The organism is Pontimicrobium sp. SW4 (assembly GCF_039954625.1).
Lineage (GTDB): Bacteria > Bacteroidota > Bacteroidia > Flavobacteriales > Flavobacteriaceae > Pontimicrobium.
The window spans coordinates 2,917,978-2,934,692 of record NZ_CP157199.1; the positions used below are offsets into that span (position 1 = coordinate 2,917,978).

The window sequence follows — 16,715 nt, forward strand, 5'->3', positions numbered from 1 at the left end:
TGTTTACTAATTGTTCCTAAATGCTAACGAACTAGCATTTTCCCAAATAGTAACATCTGCAATAACATTTTCATTATAATCTACTTCTTTTAAAGTTTCATTATTCCAATAAAACCATTTGCCGACTTTTTTCCCATTATCATAATTCGCCGAAACTGTCTTTTTCCCTTGTGCATTAAAACTTAACCACTCTCCTTGCAATTTTCCATCTAAAGTATAAGCTCCTGTTTGGCTTACAACTCCATTGTCATGATAGTAAGTTACATCAATTAGATTGTTGTTTCCATTAAATTTTAAATCTCTCTTTTGTTGTCCAAAAGAAACCGCACAAATTAAAAAAGCCAATAAAAAAATTGTGTTCTTCATAATTATGGGTTTTACATTCTAAAACTAATATATATCTTTTTTAACATTAAATCAATATTTACATAACCTTAATTTAACATTAAATATGTAATATGTTTATAATCAATGATTTGAAAAAATATAATATTAACTAAAAATCTTAATGTTTAATTAATATTCGCATTACAATAACATGATGTTGATGTTGCATATTTGTTGAGTCTTAAGACAATTATTTTAGTATTTCATATAATCTATTAGTTTTTGTCGACTACATTATCATGAATTCTAATGACTGCCTTTGGCCAAGGCAGTCTTTTTTTTATTCAAAAAGTAATAATTTGGAAACATTAAGTTAACATTGGTTTTAGTTATTTGCAGCGACAAAAACTATTAACAGACCATGAAACTAAAATTACTCTTAACTGCATTAGCAGTGTTTTCATTCTCATTTGTTCAAGCTCAAGAAACTCCAGCACCAAAATTTGGTAAAGGATTATTCAACCTAGTAGGTCAAGACAGTTCTTGGACCATGAAAATTGGTGCTAGAATGCAATTTTTGGCAATTTCTGATTGGGGAAAAAACGAATCAAATGAATCTAACTTTTTAGTAAGACGTTCTCGTTTAAAGTTTGATGGATTTGCTTTTACTCCTAAACTTAAATATAAATTAGAATTAGGATTATCTAATAGAGATATTTCTGGCGCTTCACCTTTTACAAGTAATTCGCCAAGATATATTTTAGACGCAGTAATAAAATGGAATTTTTATGAAAACTTCGAACTTTGGTTTGGACAAACAAAACTTCCTGGAAATAGAGAGCGAGTAGTTTCTTCAGCTAACTTACAACAAGTAGATCGCTCTTTACTTAACAGTCGTTTCAATATTGATAGAGATTTAGGTATCCAATTACGCCATCATTTTAATTTGACTGATAGTTTTGTTGTTAAAGAAATTTTCTCAATTGCCCAAGGAGAAGGTAGAAACATAACCACTGGGAATCTAGGAGGGCACCAATATACAGGACGCATTGAATTATTGCCAATGGGTAATTTTGCAAGTAGTGGTGACTATAAAGGTGCTGATTTGAAAAGAGAAGCATCGCCAAAATTAGCTTTAGGTGTTTCTTATGATCATAATGCAAATGCTGTTAAAAATAGAAGCAATCAAGGTAGTTATATGGCAAATGATGAAGGGTTTTATCAAACTAACATCAATACGCTTTTTATAGATGCAATGTTTAAATACAAAGGATTTTCATTAATGGCTGAATATGCAGATAGAGATGCTAAAGATCCTTTTGCAAAAAATTCTGATAATTCGCTAACTGGAGATGTGGTTCAAGTTGGAAAAGGCTTAAACGTACAATCTGGAATTCTATTTAAAAACGATTGGGAACTATCTGGTAGATATACAAATATAGAGCTAGATAAAAACATCACAGGGAAAAATCAAGAACAACAATATACTTTAGGTGTTTCCAAATATATAGTTGGTCATAGCTTAAAAGTACAAACAGATTTAAGCTATTTAGATGTTGATACTAGTAACAGTCATATAATGTGGAGGTTACAATTCGATATTCATTTCTAAAAACATAACATTAACATAACATTTTACTGCAAAACACTAAAGATATTTGCAGACTAATTAAACTAAATTATGGACAATATTTATCTTTTTATGATCATTGCACTAGCTCTTTTGGCTATTGCTGATTTAGTCGTAGGAGTAAGCAATGATGCTGTAAACTTCTTAAATTCTGCTATTGGTTCTAAAGCTATTTCTTTTAAAACCATTATGATTGTTGCTAGTATTGGTGTAGCTGTAGGAGCTGTATTTTCTAGTGGAATGATGGAAGTGGCTCGAAAAGGAATTTTTAATCCTGGGGAGTTTATGTTTAATGAAATCATGATCATATTTATGGCTGTGATGATAACAGACATACTCTTACTTGATTTTTTTAATACTGTTGGAATGCCAACATCAACTACAGTTTCAATTGTTTTTGAATTGTTAGGTGCAGCAGTTGCAATGGCTTTAATAAAAATTGGCTATGAAGGTGGGAATTTTTCTGATGTCATAAACTATATAAATACTTCCAAAGCGTCTCAAATAATATTTGGTATACTACTCTCCGTCGTCGTCGCATTCTCCATTGGTGCTATAGTACAATGGTTTTCGAGAGTATTGTTATCTTATGATTTTGAAAAGAAAGCAAATTGGGTTGGTGCTTTATTTGGTGGTATTGCTTTAACTGCAATTACCTATTTCATTTTTATGAAAGGCTTAAAAGGGACTTCTTACGCAAAAGAATCTTTTGATATTCTTGGTGGTGGTACAATGGCAAATTTTTTAGAAACTCAAGTATTACCAATAGTTTTAATAAGTGCTATTTTTTGGTCTTTGCTTTCTTACGCCTTGATAGCCTTTGCAAGAACAAATATTTATAAACTTATTATTATTGTTGGAACCTTTGCATTAGCTCTTGCTTTTGCCGGAAATGATTTAGTTAACTTTATTGGTGTTCCTGTTGCTGCATATAATGCGTTTTTAGAATGGTCTGCTTCAGGTATACCAGCTACAGAATTTCCAATGAATGTATTAGCAGAAAAAGTACCAACAAATAACTTATTATTATTTGGAGCTGGAATGGTAATGGTACTGACTTTGTGGTTTTCTACTAAAGCAAAAGGTGTCGTAAAAACATCATTAGATTTATCTAGTCAAGGAGAAACGAAAGAACGTTTTCAACCTAATTCTTTATCTCGTGGTTTTGTAAGATTAGCAATGGGCGCACAACAAATACTAGATTATGTTTTACCAGAATCAATGCAAACTAAAATTGAAAAACAGTTTGAAACTCCTGTTATAAAACTATCTAAAGATAAAGTACATGAATTACCTGCTTTTGATTTGGTAAGAGCCGCTGTAAACCTAATGGTAGCAGCTGTTTTAATCTCAATTGCAACATCTTATAAATTACCACTTTCTACAACCTATGTAACATTTATGGTAGCCATGGGTACTTCTTTAGCAGATAGAGCTTGGGGAGCAGAAAGTGCTGTTTATAGAGTAGCCGGTGTATTAAATGTTATTGGTGGTTGGTTCTTTACAGCATTGATAGCCTTTTCTGCTGCTGCTTTAGTTGCTTATCTTTTAAATTTAAATTTACCACTAATGTTTCCTTTATTGCTAGTTGCTGCTTTTGGGTTAATCATTAGAAATTATATTTCACATAATAAAAAGACTAAGGAAGTAAAAGCCGAAGACAGTTTAACTAGAGCTGAGAGTAGTTCTGTTCAAGGTGTTATTCAAGAAAGCGCTAAAAATATTGCCAACGTAGTAAAACGAACTAATAGAATTTACTCTAACGCCATAGTAGGACTAGCAAGACAAGATTTAGCACTTCTTAAAAAGAGTAAAAATCAAGTAGTTAAATTAACTGCCGAGATTGACGATTTAAGAGATAATATTTTCTATTTTATTAAAAACTTAGATGAATCGAGTGTAGAGGCAAGTGGTTTTTATATTAATATACTAAGTCATTTACAAGATATGTCACAATCTTTAGAGTACATTGCTAAGGTATGCCATAAGCACATTAATAATAATCACAAAAAGCTTAAGTTTAACCAAATTAAAGAGCTTAAAGAAATAGATGATAAGCTAGAAATTTTGTTTGGTGATACTGAAAAAGCATTTAAATCTGGTTCTTTCGAAGAGATTGGAGCTATCATCAGTGAAAAGAAAGAAGTGTATGACTTAGTTAAAGATAAAATTCGAAAACAAGTTACTCGCACAAGAACTGAGGAATCTAGTCCAAAAAACACAACATTATATTTTAGTGTTTTAATTGAAACTAAAGATTTAATGAATGCAACGATGAATCTATTAGAAGAATATCATGACGCTTATGATATTAGAGTAAGACCTGCAACTCTCCCAGATGATATTGATGTTATCATTGATAAAGAGAATGAATAATCATCATTCTTTAAAAAAAGCACCTATTGTATAGGTGCTTTTTTTATACCATTTTCCAAAATACTATCTTTTTTGCCATACAATAACTCGGCAACTATAATAAGATTTTTTACCATATCATTGACATTATCATTATCATTTACTAAAGATGATGCCATATCAACTGTTATTAAATCCTTACGTATTAAATTATCTATTCCTAAGTTATCGGTATGCTTACTCTCTCTAGCATTTTCTTTTAGTTTTTTAAGAATCTTATAATACTTCTCGTTGTCTTTTTCTGTTCTAAACAAATAGATCACACGAAGTACTTTAGCCACTTTCTTTCTAAGTTTATCGTACTCTTTTTTAATATATTCGTTTTCTGAATTTAAAAATATCCCTACGTTTCTACTTAATTCATTTACATCTTTAATCACTTCTACCATGCGTCTATTTGCTGTTTTTATTTCTGACACTTCATTATTCTGATTTTCAGTTAATGATAATGTGCTTTGAGCTTTAGTAGCAAATTTTATTATTTCTCCATAGATGTGCTTTATCTTTGTGGTGTAAAGCTCTCTAATATCTGTTTCAAACAAAATATTAGATTTTTTTATAAGCTTCTTGAGTTTTAAATCCGACTTAATATCTTCTCTATGAATATTTAAAGCATGTGCAACAATTTCAAAAACAGCATTTTTAAATACATACTTAGATTCTTTTATTAGCGTTGCAATTGCAGTTTCAGGATATTTTAACGCATCATTAGTTAAAAACTTAGGTTCGTCTATGGTCTTTGTTTCTTCTACTCTTTTTGGCACAACTCTTTCAACAACTTTTGCAATTGGATTAACAAACCACACTAATAAAAAGGTGTTCATTACGTTAAATGTGGTATGGAAAAGTGAGATAGCTACAGGTATTGCTGCAGCACTTAAATAAGGTGATTCGGACCCAAATTGAATAGACATCCAACTTACAAGTTTTAAGAAAGGATAAAACAATATCAACATCCATATAACACCAATTATATTAAAAATTAAATGTGCTCTTGCAGTTTGTTTTGCTCGATAGTTAGCAACAATAGCGGCCAAATTTGCTGTTATAGTCGTACCAATATTCTCTCCCAAAACCATGGCAGCAGCCATTTCAAATGGTATCCAGCCTTCGGCAGTCATAATTAAAGTCAAAGCCATTGTTGCGCTTGAAGACTGAATGACTACGGTTAATACAGTACCAATTAATAAAAATATTAATATAGATAAGTAACCAAGATCTGTATATCGTGCAAGAAACGACAGTATCTCAGGATTATTTTTAATGTCAGGCATAGCCTCTTTTAAAAACTGAAGTCCAATAAAAATGAGTGCAAAACCTATTATAAAACTACCAATATTTTGCGTTTTATCTTTTTTAGCAAACGTAAATGCAAATCCAAAACCTACAAGCGGTAATGCAATTGCACTCATACTTACTTTAAAGCCTAATAGTGTAATTAACCACGCTGTTATAGTTGTACCAATATTGGCTCCCATAATGACGCTAATAGATTCCGTTAGAGTTAACAAACCAGCGTTAGAGAAACTCACCACCATTAATGTTGTAGCTGACGACGATTGAATAACCGAAGTAATTAAGAATCCCGTTGTAATACCTAAAAATCTATTTGAGGTCATGGTAGCTAAAATTGACCTCATTTTATCTCCAGCTAGTTTTAAAAGTGCATCACTCATCACTTTCATACCAAACAAAAAGACTCCTAAAGCCCCAATTAATTGGAGTATATCCGTAAAACCGTACTGCATAATATTCTGTTAGTTTTTGTCGACTAAATTAATTCCAATAAATATAAGTTAAAAAAGCTTTATCTTGTTATGACAAAAGTCATGTCACTAAAACATAGCTATATGAAGCCATTTTTTTCTAGTTTATTTCTTTTAACATTATTATCTTCTTGTAAAGAAGCGCCGATAACTGGTGAATTATTATTAGATAAAACTATTAATTATCATGACCCAAATGGCAATTGGAATGCATTTAATGAAACCTTTAAAGTGCGCATGGAAACGCCTAATAGCTCTGATAGGTTAAGCACTATCTCTATTAATCTCCCAGAAGATATCTTTTCAATGACAGCAAAAAGAGATTCAATAATTACTAGATACACTTTAAACAAAGGTGAATGCACTATTGGATTAAATGATAATGCAAATATTGATGAAGCGACTGCAAAAACAAATAATTTAAGTTGTGCTCGTGCTAATATGTATAAAAACTACTATACCTATTTGTATGGTTTGCCTATGAAGTTAAAAGATCTAGGAACTCATATTGACAAAACAGTTGAAACTAAAACATTTAAAGGAAAAGAGTATTTAGTACTTAAAGCAACTTACGATAAAGACGTAGGGACCGATATTTGGTATTTCTATTTCAACCCTGAAACATATGCTATGGAAATCTACCAGTTTTTTAAACAGGATGACAATGGCAATCAAAAAGATGATACTGGCGAATACATTTTACTAACTGAAGAGTTTGTTGTTAATGGTATTAAAATGCCAAAAAACAGAGCATGGTATTATAATAAAGATGATAAGTATTTAGGTACTGATATTTTGGAGTAAAAAAGGGAAGATATATATCCTCCCTCTTCAATATTATTCATTGGAAAATATTAATCGTCAATTAAACTATCTAAATTATCATCTTCCTCTTTTTTATGAACTAAGCTTTCCTCTTGCCTACCCTTTGGAGACTTTGCTTTAGCAAAAATAGCAGCTACTTTAGTTGCTTTTCCTTTCTTTTTCGATAAAATTTCAGATTCTATTTCTCTAAGGTTGTTTTCATTTTCAACTTTGTAACCCATAATTTCATTTATCAATTCAAGCGCGACTCTTTTTTTAGACTCAAATGTTGCTTCATCTCCAACAAATTTTAATCTTCCAGAAACATCTATATTTGATCTCATCTTTTTTCTATCCTTCAAATAAAAAGTTTTAGATGAATTATTATAGTTTATTTCAAAAGAGATTTCATCTATTTCAAATTGATTCACAAAATATACTTTTTCATTTAAATCAACTTTAGCAAAAAAGAGATTAGATAACTCTTTCTTGTAAAAATCATTTTCCACTTTACTTGAAAATTTCAGTTCTTCAGTATGCTCAGTTCCTTTTTGAGAGTTATTTAAATTTCTCCAAAGGCTTAGTTGTACTCCATCAGAAAGTCTATAATTTATTAGTCTAACTTTTTTGAGTTTACCTTTTTCTATCATATTATTTAGATAATTATAATTCAGTCCAGGTGACATTATTAATCTAAAATCATCATAGCCTTTTTCTTTTAAAAATCTATTAAACTCTCTTTCAAAAACAATTTTAACTCCATGTTTAGATTTATTTTCGAATACTACATATCCATGTTTTAACCCTTTTGGAATATATAACAATGAAAACATCTTTCGGCTCTGAAGTTGATCCTTGGAAATAATATAGTCCAAACTATTAGAATCACCATTTCTGACATCACATGTATCACCAGTATATGCAGAATCTAAATTCGCAATTATTATTCTTTCTTCAAAATTAGTCTTAATCTCAGAAGTAATTGAAAATGTTCTCTTGTTCCCTTTATTGTCCTGATATGCTATTATATTAAGTGAAAGAGATTTGTAATATGCTTCAAACTCTTTAAATAAATCAATATCTCCATTGAAATAGTTTAATACTTGTTCTTCTTTAGCCTTATTTAAGATGGCCAATCTGTAAATTGTAAAGTTTTTCATCTTCTACTTGTTTTAATTTCTGCTTAAATAGATTAAAGCAGATTGTTAATAAAATAATTAATAAAAAGCAGAATGATTTGTTTGTTCAGAAGAGTACTTATTCTTATTTTTGAAAAACAAATGAGGTGAGGCATTCTCATTTCTGCTATTAATCAAAACTTTGGCCGTCGAAATCCAAAATTTGAAAAAATTTTAAGAGGATATTACTTTTTGTAGTATCCTTTTTGTTTTCTTTACCTCAGCATATTTTTAGTCTTACATCAAATTTATCTTTAAACTCTTGATTTTCAATAATAATTTTATAAACGTTATTAACAAGTTTTAAACTTCATGAAGCTTAATTCCTACTTTTTAAAAAACACTCTTAAAAAGCACCTCTTTAGAGATGCTTTTAACAACATTTATTTATTGAATTATTAAGAACCGCACATTAAACAATCGTCCCCTTCGGCAGCTTTAGCTTGGGCAATTAAAGCTTTCATTTCTTCGGCAGACATTGGTTCAACTTCGGTTTCTTGTGCAAATTTTACAGCAGTTTTTGCTGCTGTTTCTTTACGCTGTGCTACAACAATTTCCTCGGTAGCATCTGGAGTTGCAACTGCAACTTCAACTACAGCGTCCACAGGTTGCTCTTTTTTCTTCTTATCTAGCGTAAACTTAATAGCATCAACAGCACTCTTAGTACGCAAATAATACATTCCTGTTTTTAAACCGCTTTTCCAAGCATAAAAATGCATTGACGTTAATTTTGCCATTGTAGCACCTTCCATAAATAGGTTAAGTGACTGAGACTGATCGATAAAATATCCTCGTTGACGAGACATATCTATAATATCTTTCATGCTTAATTCCCAAACTGTTTTGTACAACTCCTTGATGTCTTGAGGGATGGCATCAATTCCTTGAACAGAACCGTTGGCTCTCATGATATCTTGTTTAAGGGCGTCGTTCCATAGGCCAAGTTCAACTAAATCTTCTAACAGGTGTTTATTAACTACAATAAACTCTCCAGACAATACACGACGCGTATAAATATTAGAGGTGTAAGGCTCAAAACATTCGTTGTTTCCTAAAATTTGTGATGTACTAGCTGTTGGCATTGGTGCTACTAATAATGAGTTACGCACGCCATGTTTTATAACTTGCTTACGTAATTTAGCCCAATCCCAATTTCCACTTAATTCTTCATCTTTAATTCCCCAAAGATTGTGTTGGAATTCGCCATTACTAATAGGTGATCCTTCATAAGTCTGATAAGGTCCATCTTCTTTCGCTTCTTCCATTGAGGCAGTTACAGCTGCAAAATAAAGAGTTTCAAATATTTCTTGGTTTAATTTTTTTGCTTCATCACTTGTAAATGGTAAACGCAACTTAATAAACGTATCTGCTAAACCTTGAACCCCTAATCCTATTGGTCTATGACGGAAGTTAGAATTTTCTGCTTCTTTAACAGGATAGTAATTTCTATCTATAACCTTATTAAGGTTTTTTGTAACACGCTTAGTAATTCTAAATAACTCTTTGTGGTCAAACTCACCATTTTTAATAAACATTGGTAATGCTATTGATGCTAAATTACATACAGCAACCTCATCTGGAGAAGTATACTCCATAATTTCGGTACATAAATTAGACGAACGAATGGTTCCTAAATTCTTTTGGTTCGATTTTCTATTTGCAGCATCTTTATATAGCATATATGGTGTTCCTGTCTCAATTTGAGATTCCATAATTTTCTCCCAAAGTTCGCGTGCTTTTATCGTTTTACGACCTTTACCTGCTGCTTCGTATTTTAAGTATAACGCTTCAAACTCTTCGCTATGTGTTTCTGGTAGTCCAGGGCATTCGTTAGGACACATTAGCGTCCAGTCTCCATTTTCTTGAACTCTTTTCATGAATAAATCTGAAATCCACATCGCATAGAATAGGTCTCTTGCTCGCATTTCTTCTTTTCCATGATTCTTTTTTAAATCCAGAAAGTCGAAAATATCTGCATGCCAAGTTTCTATATAAATAGCAAAACTTCCTTTACGCTTTCCGCCTCCTTGATCTACATAACGTGCTGTATCATTAAACACTTGTAGCATTGGCACAATACCGTTAGAAGTGCCATTTGTTCCAGCAATATAACTTCCCGTTGCACGAATATTATGTATAGCTAAACCAATTCCTCCTGCAGATTGCGATATTTTTGCTGTTTGCTTAAGTGTATCGTATATACCGTCTATACTATCATCTTTCATTGTTAAAAGAAAACAAGAAGACATTTGTGGTTTTGGAGTTCCAGAATTAAAAAGTGTTGGTGTAGCGTGTGTAAAGTATTTTTTAGACATTAACTCGTAAGTCTCTATGGCAGACTCTAAGTCATTTAAATGAATCCCTATAGAAACACGCATTAACATATGTTGTGGACGCTCTGCTATTTGCCCATTAAGTTTAAGTAAATATGAACGTTCTAATGTTTTGAATCCAAAATAATCATATCCGAAATCTCGGTTATAGATAATTGTAGAGTCTAATTTTTCTTTATTATCCATAATGACGTTATACACCTCATCTGATAATAAAGGAGCATCTTTTCCAGTTCTTGGATTTACATAAGTATATAAATCGTGCATTACTTCACTAAACGTTTTCTTAGTGTTTTTATGTAAGTTAGAAACAGAGATTCTTGCAGCTAAACGTGCGTAGTCTGGATGAGCAGTAGTTAATGTTGCAGCAATTTCGGCAGCTAAGTTATCTAGTTCGCTAGTAGTAACACCATCATACAAACCTTCTATAACCCTCATAGCAACTTTTACTGGGTCAACAAGCTCGTTTAATCCATAACATAATTTTCTCACTCTAGCAGTGATTTTGTCGAACATCATTGGTTCTTTTCTACCGTCTCTTTTTACTACATACATACGTTTTTAAGTCTTTATATTTTTTGAAACTCCTTCAAAAAATGGATTAGTTAGTTGGTTATAAGTGTTATATTTTTTAATTAAAGGGGTTTCTATCTACTTACGCCTTTAGAAACGTTTAATTTATTTATTAAATTCTCGTGGTTTCCCAGTAATTATTGGGAATTATTTTTAATTCATTTAGAATTAAAAATCGGCATCAAAACTGAACTTGTCTTTTTCGTCTTCTTTATTAAGAACACCTGCTTTTTGGTATTCTGACACGCGTTTCTCAAAGAAATTGGTTTTTCCTTGTAGTGAAATCATGTCCATAAAATCAAAAGGATTGGTTGCATTATATACTTTTTCGCATCCAAATTCCACCAACAGTCTGTCGGTTACAAATTCAAGATATTGTGTCATTAATTTCGCGTTCATCCCAATTAAACTTACTGGTAATGATTCTGTAATAAACAAACGCTCAATATCTAAAGCGTTGGTTAATATTTTGGTAATTCTATCTTTTGGAACTTTGTTTACTATATGATTTTCGTGTAGGTGTACTGCAAAATCACAATGCAACCCTTCATCTCTCGAAATCAACTCATTAGAAAAAGTTAATCCTGGCATTATTCCTCTTTTCTTTAACCAGAAAATAGAACAAAAGCTACCAGAGAAAAAGATGCCTTCAACTGCTGCAAAAGCTATTAAACGTTCTGCAAAACTTGGAGAATCTATCCACTTTAATGCCCAATCTGCTTTTTCTTTAATTGCAGGAAAGTGCTCAATAGCAGTAAATAACTTATCTTTTTCAGTTTCGTCTTTTACATAGGTATCTATTAATAGAGAATACACCTCAGAGTGGATATTCTCCATCATAATTTGAAAACCGTAAAAGAATTTTGCTTCTGTATATTGAACTTCAGAAACAAAATTTTCCGCTAAATTCTCATTTACAATACCATCACTAGCCGCAAAGAATGCTAAAATGTGCTTTATAAAGTAGCGCTCATCATCATTCAACTTTTCTTTCCAATCTATAACGTCTTGATGTAGATCAATTTCTTCTGCTGTCCAAATACTAGCTTCTTGTTTTTTATACCATTCCCAAATATCATGATGTTGAATAGGAAAGATCACAAATCGATCTTTATTTTCTTGTAAAATGGGCTCTATTTGGTTTGACATAACTGGGTGTAAATTTGAAAATTTGGATTAAAAAATTAGCTTAAACTTTGGACTAACAAAGATTTAAAAAAGTGCTTGAAAAAGAAAGGTTATTTTATAAACATTGTTAACAAGTTTTTAACAACGAGTGATTCTTTTCCTACATTTTGTGGTATTTTGAAATTAAGTTAAAATACTGATTATCAAATAATTATAATTATTTTAAAATTTGAAACCCCTATGGAATAAGGGTTTTTAAAGAAATAAAAATGCAAAATTGCAACCGCTAATTTGGTTTTAATAAGGGACAGTTTTTTAAAATGAATTTATTATAATTTCTAGAAAAATTAATACTATGGCATTTAAAAAAATATAGCTTTTATTTCTCGATTAATCGCTCTTAATAAAAAAAGAGTTTTTCGATTTTTTAAGACATTGTTTCTGCAACTTTTTCTAACTCTTCATACCAATCTTCACCAAATTTTCTAATGAGTGCTTCTTTTACGAATTTGTAAACTGGTACTTGAAGTTCTTTACCCAATTGACAGGCGTCATCACAGATATGCCAATGATGATAATTTACTGCTGAAAATTCACTATAATCTTTAACACGAATAGGGTATAAATGACAAGATACTGGCTTTTTCCATTTAACCTCTCCTTGATTATAAGCTTCTTCAATTCCGCAGAGAGCAGTTTTATGTTCATCAAAGATAACGTAGGCGCAATCTGCACCGTTAATTAAAGGCGTTTCTAACTCACCATCTTCAGTTTCTATATATACGCCCTGTGACTCAATAGCATCAACCCCTTCTTTTCTTAAAAAGGGTTTTACTTTAGAATAAATATCTTTTAAAATTGTGGCTTCGTGCTTTTCTAAAGGCGCTCCTGCATCGCCATCGATACAACAAGCTCCTTTGCATGCATTTAAATTACATACAAAATCTTTTTCTATAATATCTTCAGAAACTATTGTTTTCCCTAGTTGAAACATGTTGCAAATATAATGGTATTTATACAGTAAAAACCAATGAATACTTCGCTAACATTTTGAGCATAATTTATTATTAGAATTCCTTTTTAAATAACGACCTTTGCACAAATTTTAAATTAAAAAAAATAATGCAGTTAAATTTTAAAGAGATCTTTACAGCATTTATGGTATTATTTGCTGTTATTGATATTATTGGAAACATCCCAATAATAATTGATTTACGAAAAAAAGTTGGACACATCCAAAGTGAAAAGGCTTCAATTATAGCCGGAATAATAATGATTATATTTCTTTTTTTAGGAAAAAGCTTATTGTCATTAATTGGAATAGGAGTTAATTCGTTCGCCGTTGCTGGTGCTTTTATATTGTTTTTTTTAGCCTTAGAGATGATATTAGGAATTACATTATATAAAGATCATGGAGACGACGAAGGTGTTACTGCTTCTGTTTTTCCTTTAGCATTTCCTTTAATAGCTGGCCCCGGAAGCCTAACAACACTTTTATCTTTACGTGCGGAATTTAGAATGGAAAATATTATTGTTGCCTTAATTTTTAATGTCTTTTTAATTTACGTAGTTTTAAAAACATCTGTGAAAATTGAGCGTTTTATTGGTAAAAATGGTATTAATATTATTAGAAAAATATTTGGAGTAGTTTTGCTTGCAATAGCAGTAAAATTATTTACTTCTAATATAAAAGAGTTGTTATAATTATGAAAGCATTTACATATATACTAAGCGTTATCGCTTTGGGTTTAATAATTTTTAACCTCGCACAAATAGATTATAACGATCCATTTGATGATAAAAACACTGTAGCTTTAATAACTGTTATGACTGGTTTATGCACCATTTTGTTACTTGCTATTTTAAGAGTTTCCAAGAAAATTGAAGCCAAAGTAAAAAAGCGACGCTAATGTTAGATGTTTTAATTATAGGTGCAGGAGCAGCAGGAATGTCTTGTGGTTTAGTATTGGGATCTGCTAAGAATAGACCTTACGTTGTAAATAAAAATATAGCCATTATTACGCATCAAAAAACATCTCATCTTCAAACAGCAATGTTAAATAATGTTTTAGGAATTACTCCAGGAACCACAGGAATCTCAATTTTAGAAAGTGGTAAAAAGCAACTTAAAAGCCTATACCCTCATATTACTCAAATTGAAAACGAAAAAGTTTGTGAGATTAAAAAAAACTCTAACTATTTTGAGGTTTTAACTAACAAAAATAATTATAAAACTAAAATAGTTGTTGTAGCTGTTGGCTATACTGACTTAATTACCATTAGTGGATTAGAAAACTATATTGAACCTCACCCGCGAACTGAAAAGGAAAAACATAAAATCTGGTTAAAAAACACAGATCATTTAGTTATAGATAATTTATATGTGGCTGGTACTTTGGCTGGTTGGCGAAGTCAATTTGCAATCGCTTCTGGGAGTGGTGCTCACGTCGCAACAGACATTCTTACCTTATGGAATGATGGGAAACACACAAAAGTTCACGATAAAATAAGTGATTAATTGTTTTCTACTAATTCTTTTACCTTTTCCAACATAGCATCGTTTGTATTTAATACTTGCATATGTGCCTCGCTACCGTATAATTGTTCGGCTAGAGTTGCCTTTAAGTAGAGTTTTACTTCTTCTTTATAGGCTACAAAAGTAATTTTATAACGCCGTGATCTCTTTCTTATATATTCTGTAAAGCTCTCCAAATAGTCATCAGTGACGACATAGTTGCGTATAAACTCTTCTTGAGACATGTTTTGGTATGGTGTTCGGTCTTTATCTAATTCTTCAAACACAAAATAACTCATATATCCTAATGAAAGAATTCGACTTATCGTACCGTTTTCCATTTTCTTATCTATAGGTACAAATACATCAGGTATAATACCTCCTCCTCCATACACCACTTTTCCGTTTGGTGTTGTGAATTTTAATGAATCGGCTACTTCTATGCTACTAGCATCCGATAACTCTCCATTATCTATTCGTTTATAATATTCATGATAATAGTCTTCATTCCCATTTTCATAAGAACGTTGTATTGAACGTCCAGTTGGTGTGTAGTATCTTGAAACAGTTAATCTTACTGCACTCCCATCTCCTAATGCCATGTCTCGTTGGACTAATCCTTTACCAAAAGAGCGTCTTCCAAGAATAGTGCCTTTATCGTTATCTTGCAAGGCTCCAGCTATAACCTCACTTGCAGAAGCTGAGTTTTCATTAATTAGCACATAGATGTCTCCATTTTCAAAATCGCCTTTATTTGTAGCAAAATATTTTTCAATCTTTCCTTTTTTATTTTTAGTAAATAGAATGAGCTTATCATCCTCTAAAAACTCATCAGCTATTTGTTCAGCAATATGTAAAAAACCACCTGGATTATCCCTTAGATCTAACACCAATTTTGTAGCTCCTAGATTTTGTAAATTTTTAAGTCCTTTTTTGAATTCTTTATAAGTGGATTCGGCAAAACGATTCACTTTTATATACCCTAAGTTTTCAGATAACATATAAGATGCATCTACACTTTTTAGCGGTACTTCACTACGCTTTACTTTAAAATCTAGCAATTCAGACTCTCCTCTTCTATATATTTTAAGGTTGACCTTAGAGTTTTTTTCTCCTTTTAATTTTTTTACAATATCGTCATTACTCCATGTTGGGCCATATATAGAATCTCCATCAGCAATTACAATCCTATCACCGCCTTTAATACCTGCTTTTTTACTTGGCCCACCTTCCAAAGCTCTAATTACTGTTACAGAATCTCTATAAGTATAAAAACTTACACCAATTCCAACAAAATCACCTTTCATATTATCAGCAACTTGTTGCAGGTTCTTTTTAGGAATATATGTTGAATGTGGGTCGAGATTTTCTAATATACTATTTACCGTAACATCAACAATACTATCTGTGTTTATTTTATCTACATATTCGTAATCTATGTAGTCTATAAGTCTATTGATTTTGTCTTTTTTAGAATTGGATGTAAAAAGTCTATCGGACTTGTCTGTAAAACTTAATTTTCCTCCAATAAATATCCCAAGCGCAATGGCTACGCTTATAATTATTGGCAAATATTTTTTTTGAATATTCATTAATTTAATTCACTAACGTGTTTTACATCAATTCCCGCTTTTTCTAAAAATTTAATTCCAGAGTCATCTTTATAGGCTTTGCTATATACTACTCTTATAATACCAGCTTGATGGATTAATTTACTACACTCCTTACAGGGCGATAAAGTAATATACAAAGTGCCTCCTTTACAAGATTGTGTAGATGATGCTACTTTAGAAATAGCATTAGCTTCGGCATGCAACACATACCATTTTGTATAACCATCTTCATCTTCACAATAATTTTCAAATCCTGTTGGTGTGCCGTTATAGCCATCAGAGATTATCATTCTATCTTTTACAATAATTGCACCAACCTTTTTCCGTTCACAATAAGATAATTTTCCCCATTCTGTAGCCATCCGTAAATAGGCTTTATCGTACTTTAGTTGTTTTTTCTGTGGCATATATTACTAACTCTACTTTAGTCAAT

At 31.3% G+C, this 16,715-nt stretch carries 14 protein-coding genes; 6 read left to right on the plus strand and 8 right to left on the minus strand.

The features are described 5' to 3' along the window. Positions 1-6 precede the first annotated feature (6 nt). Positions 7-366, minus strand: coding sequence for a nicotinic acid mononucleotide adenyltransferase (locus ABGB03_RS13410; protein WP_347923082.1), 360 nt, complete (start codon positions 364-366; stop codon positions 7-9). 382 nt (positions 367-748) lie between these two features. On the opposite strand from ABGB03_RS13410, the gene ABGB03_RS13415 reads away from it, so the two are divergent. Then, positions 749-1,939 (plus strand): porin, encoded by a 1,191-nt coding sequence (locus tag ABGB03_RS13415; protein ID WP_347923083.1) that lies wholly within the window; start codon positions 749-751, stop codon positions 1,937-1,939. 69 nt (positions 1,940-2,008) lie between these two features. Next, positions 2,009-4,333, plus strand: coding sequence for an inorganic phosphate transporter (locus ABGB03_RS13420; RefSeq protein ID WP_347923084.1), 2,325 nt, complete (start codon positions 2,009-2,011; stop codon positions 4,331-4,333). A gap of 23 nt (positions 4,334-4,356) precedes the next feature. Here the strand turns inward: ABGB03_RS13420 and ABGB03_RS13425 are convergent, their stop codons facing one another. Then, positions 4,357-6,120 (minus strand): Na/Pi cotransporter family protein, encoded by a 1,764-nt coding sequence (locus ABGB03_RS13425; RefSeq protein WP_347923085.1) that lies wholly within the window; start codon positions 6,118-6,120, stop codon positions 4,357-4,359. A 102-nt stretch (positions 6,121-6,222) separates the two neighbouring features. Here ABGB03_RS13425 and ABGB03_RS13430 point away from each other — a divergent pair, with 102 nt between their 5' ends. Beyond that, entirely contained in the window at positions 6,223-6,942 is a 720-nt protein-coding gene (locus ABGB03_RS13430; RefSeq protein ID WP_347923086.1) for a DUF6503 family protein, read from the plus strand. Positions 6,943-6,992: 50 nt separating this feature from the next. On the opposite strand, the gene ABGB03_RS13435 is transcribed toward ABGB03_RS13430, so the two are convergent. From ABGB03_RS13435 to ABGB03_RS13450, 4 genes are all read right to left on the minus strand, one after another. Beyond that, positions 6,993-8,102: a hypothetical protein gene (locus tag ABGB03_RS13435; RefSeq protein WP_347923087.1), complete on the minus strand. Its 1,110-nt coding sequence runs from the start codon at positions 8,100-8,102 to the stop codon at positions 6,993-6,995. Positions 8,103-8,518: 416 nt separating this feature from the next. Then, positions 8,519-11,008, minus strand: coding sequence for a ribonucleoside-diphosphate reductase subunit alpha (locus tag ABGB03_RS13440; protein ID WP_347923088.1), 2,490 nt, complete (start codon positions 11,006-11,008; stop codon positions 8,519-8,521). 186 nt (positions 11,009-11,194) lie between these two features. Continuing rightward, positions 11,195-12,175 (minus strand): ribonucleotide-diphosphate reductase subunit beta, encoded by a 981-nt coding sequence (locus ABGB03_RS13445; RefSeq protein WP_347923089.1) that lies wholly within the window; start codon positions 12,173-12,175, stop codon positions 11,195-11,197. Positions 12,176-12,581: 406 nt separating this feature from the next. Further along, positions 12,582-13,148, minus strand: coding sequence for a DUF3109 family protein (locus ABGB03_RS13450; RefSeq protein ID WP_347923090.1), 567 nt, complete (start codon positions 13,146-13,148; stop codon positions 12,582-12,584). Positions 13,149-13,276: 128 nt separating this feature from the next. Here ABGB03_RS13450 and ABGB03_RS13455 point away from each other — a divergent pair, with 128 nt between their 5' ends. The 3 genes from ABGB03_RS13455 to ABGB03_RS13465 are packed head-to-tail and all read left to right on the plus strand — an operon-like array spanning position 13,277 to position 14,672. After that, positions 13,277-13,858: a MarC family protein gene (locus ABGB03_RS13455; protein WP_347923091.1), complete on the plus strand. Its 582-nt coding sequence runs from the start codon at positions 13,277-13,279 to the stop codon at positions 13,856-13,858. A 2-nt stretch (positions 13,859-13,860) separates the two neighbouring features. Next, a complete protein-coding gene (locus ABGB03_RS13460) occupies positions 13,861-14,064 on the plus strand; it encodes a hypothetical protein (RefSeq protein ID WP_347923092.1) in 204 nt (67 codons plus the stop codon). Beyond that, on the plus strand, positions 14,064-14,672 hold the full coding sequence (locus tag ABGB03_RS13465; protein WP_347923093.1) for an FAD-dependent oxidoreductase: 609 nt from the start codon (positions 14,064-14,066) through the stop codon (positions 14,670-14,672). The genes ABGB03_RS13460 and ABGB03_RS13465 overlap by 1 nt, the downstream gene beginning before the upstream one ends. On the opposite strand, the gene ABGB03_RS13470 is transcribed toward ABGB03_RS13465, so the two are convergent. Next, positions 14,669-16,261, minus strand: a complete 1,593-nt coding sequence (locus ABGB03_RS13470; RefSeq protein ID WP_347923094.1) for a S41 family peptidase — start codon at positions 16,259-16,261, stop codon at positions 14,669-14,671. The two genes, ABGB03_RS13465 and ABGB03_RS13470, sit on opposite strands and share 4 nt — an antisense overlap. Beyond that, a complete protein-coding gene (locus ABGB03_RS13475) occupies positions 16,261-16,689 on the minus strand; it encodes a dCMP deaminase family protein (RefSeq protein ID WP_347923095.1) in 429 nt (142 codons plus the stop codon). The genes ABGB03_RS13470 and ABGB03_RS13475 overlap by 1 nt, the downstream gene beginning before the upstream one ends. Positions 16,690-16,715 lie beyond the last annotated feature (26 nt).